The sequence below is a fragment of the Ramlibacter sp. genome, from assembly GCF_035706265.1.
In the GTDB taxonomy this organism is placed as follows: Bacteria; Pseudomonadota; Gammaproteobacteria; order Burkholderiales; family Burkholderiaceae_C; genus Ramlibacter.
In genome coordinates, this window is sequence record NZ_DASSVG010000434.1 from 1 (window position 1) to 2,546 (window position 2,546).

Consider the following 2,546-nt stretch of genomic DNA (forward strand, 5'->3'; position numbering starts at 1 on the left):
GGCGAACCTTCCAGGCCGATCGCGAACGAGTGCAGGCGCGGCCACCAGGCCTCGGAACGATCGTCGTCCTCGATACGCTCGCGGGCGAAGCGGGCGGCGCAGGCGGCGACCAGCGAGGAATCGAGGCCGCCGGAGAGCAGCACGCCGTAGGGCACGTCGGTCATCAGCTGGCGATGTACGGCCTGCTCGAAGGCTTCGCGCAGGCCCTCCGGCCCCTGCCCCCGGGTCGCCTCGTAGTCGCGCCAGGGTTTGACGTAGTAGCGGGTCAGCTCCCCCGTGGCGCTGTCGAACACGTGGCCCGGCGGAAACGCCGCCACGTCGTGGCACACCCCGACCAACGCCTTCATCTCCGAGGCCACGCACAGCCGCCCTTCCCCGTCGTGGCCCCAGTACAGCGGGCACACGCCGATCGGATCGCGGGCGATCACATGGCGCTGGCTGGCGCCATCCCACAGCGCGAAGGCGAAGATGCCGTTGAGCTTGCTCACCCCCTCGCGCACGAAGGCGTCGCCGCCGAGATCGCGGTACAGCGCGTTGATCACCTCGCAGTCCGAGCCGGTGGTGAAGTCGTAGTCGCTGGCCGCGCGCAGCTCGCGGTGGTTGTAGATCTCGCCGTTCACGGCCAGCGCCAGCGCGCCGTCGCGCGAGCGCAGCGGCTGCGCGCCCGAGGCCGGATCGACGATGGCCAGGCGCTCGTGCACCAGGATCACCCCCGCATCGACATACACCCCGCTCCAGTCCGGCCCGCGATGACGCTGGCGCTGCGACAGTTCCAGCGCCTGCCGGCGCAGGCCAGCGAGGTCGTCGCCGGGCTGCAGGTCGAACATTCCGAAGATCGAACACATGGCCTTTCCCCTCTGACGTGCACGTGGTGTGGCACCGGAGGGCGCTCCTGGCCTTCCGGCATACCGGCCATCCGTGGCCGAAAAACGAAAAAGGCCCGCACTGGGCGGGCCTTTTTCGCGTGTGTGGAACTGGAAACTGCGTCTACGCGATGGCCCGCCCGGTGAGGCGGCGGTTATTGCCATGGCGGTTATTCAGGCCCTTGGCCACGCACGCCAACGCGCGATGCGGGGCATCGGCGAGGTTCAGGGTGCGGGTGCAGGTGCTGGACATGGCGCGACTAGATCACGACGCATGTTGCGACGCAAGAATAATTTTGGACGGCGATTCTCACTCACGGCGACAGCAGCCATTGCTTCGCCGCATCCAGCTCGGCGTTGCCGAACAGGCGGAATTCGCCCGGCATGGCAAAGCCCATGGCCCTGGCCGCGAAGCGCAGCCAGGCCACGTCGGTGACCAGCGCCACCCGCTCCCAGCCGGTGAAGTGACGCAGGCCCAGCTTGGCATCGTCCCAGGCCGCCCTGGCGTCGAAACCGGTGAAATCCTCGCCACAGTGGTACAGCAGGCGCAACGTGGGGTTCAGCGCGAATGCTGCCTCGACGTCCGGCACCAGTACGTTCTCGTAATCGGCGGCGGTCACCTGGCCGCGGGCGCGAAAGCCCAGCACGCCGGCAGGCAGGTCGGCGATCTGTTCGATCATGGTGCAGGCTCCTCGTGGTGGCGGAGCCGCCATCGCACACCCGTGGGCACGGCGGCGCAAGCGGCGCGGCGTGAAGACCGCTCAGGCCGGCGTGATGTGGCGCACCAGCAGCTGCAGGCTCTCGCGCCCCTGCCACTCGTTCACTGCCAGCTCGTAGGCCACGCGCAACCGCGGCGCGGGCGGCTGGCCGTGGTAGCCGTTGAACATCACCGCTGCATGCTGGCGGCCGTCGCGTGGGTCGCGCAGGTCCAGCCGCAGGTGCTTTTCGGCCATCACGCGCCAGGACGGGCATTCGAACACGTTGTCGAACACCGGCTCGGGAAACCCTTGGCCCCATGGCGCGGCGTGGCGCAGCAGGCGGGCCAGGTCCAGCTGCAGGTGCTCGGGCGCGAGTTCGCCGTCGGTATCGAGCACCGGCTGCAGGGGCCGCTCGCCCAGCCATTCGCGCGCCACCGCGTCGAAGGCGGCGGCGAAGCGGCCGAAATCGTCGGCGCGAAGGCTGAGGCCCGCCGCCATGGCATGGCCGCCGAATCGCTCGACCAGGCCTGGCTGGCGCGCGTCGATCGCGGCCAGCGCGTCGCGGATGTGGAAGCCGGGGATCGAGCGCGCCGAACCGCGCAGCACCGCGGTCTCGTCCTCGCTCGCCGGCGCGAACGCGATCACCGGCCGGTGCAGGCGCTCCTTCAGCTTGGATGCCACCAGTCCGACCACCCCCGCGTGCCAGCTCGGCTCGAACAAGGCCACACCCACCGCATCGGTGGCGTGGGCCGTGCCGACCATCAGTTCGGCCTCGGCCACCATCGAGGCCTGCAGGTCGCGCCGCTCGCGATTGATCGTGTCGAGCCGTTCGGCATGGCGGCGCGCCTCGGCCAGGTCGTCGGTGAGCAGACATTCCACGCCCAGGCGCATGTCTTCCAGCCGCCCGGCCGCGTTCAGCCGCGGGCCCACCACGAAGCCGAGGTCGCTGGCACACAGCGTGGCCACGCTGCGCTTGCCTGCCTCG

General features: G+C 70.0%; 4 protein-coding genes. All 4 read right to left on the minus strand.

The window, feature by feature from the left end; all coding sequences use genetic code 11:
* On the minus strand, positions 1-827 hold an 827-nt coding region (locus VFM98_RS15430; RefSeq protein ID WP_325110796.1), incomplete at its 3' end, for an asparagine synthase-related protein.
* A gap of 160 nt (positions 828-987) precedes the next feature.
* Positions 988-1,116, minus strand: coding sequence for a hypothetical protein (locus VFM98_RS15435; protein WP_325110797.1), 129 nt, complete (start codon positions 1,114-1,116; stop codon positions 988-990).
* A 61-nt stretch (positions 1,117-1,177) separates the two neighbouring features.
* A complete protein-coding gene (locus VFM98_RS15440; RefSeq protein ID WP_325110798.1) occupies positions 1,178-1,543 on the minus strand; it encodes an STAS/SEC14 domain-containing protein in 366 nt (121 codons plus the stop codon).
* 81 nt (positions 1,544-1,624) lie between these two features.
* Positions 1,625-2,546 (minus strand): single-stranded-DNA-specific exonuclease RecJ (locus VFM98_RS15445; RefSeq protein ID WP_325110799.1); only part of this gene is annotated, 922 nt, incomplete at its 5' end.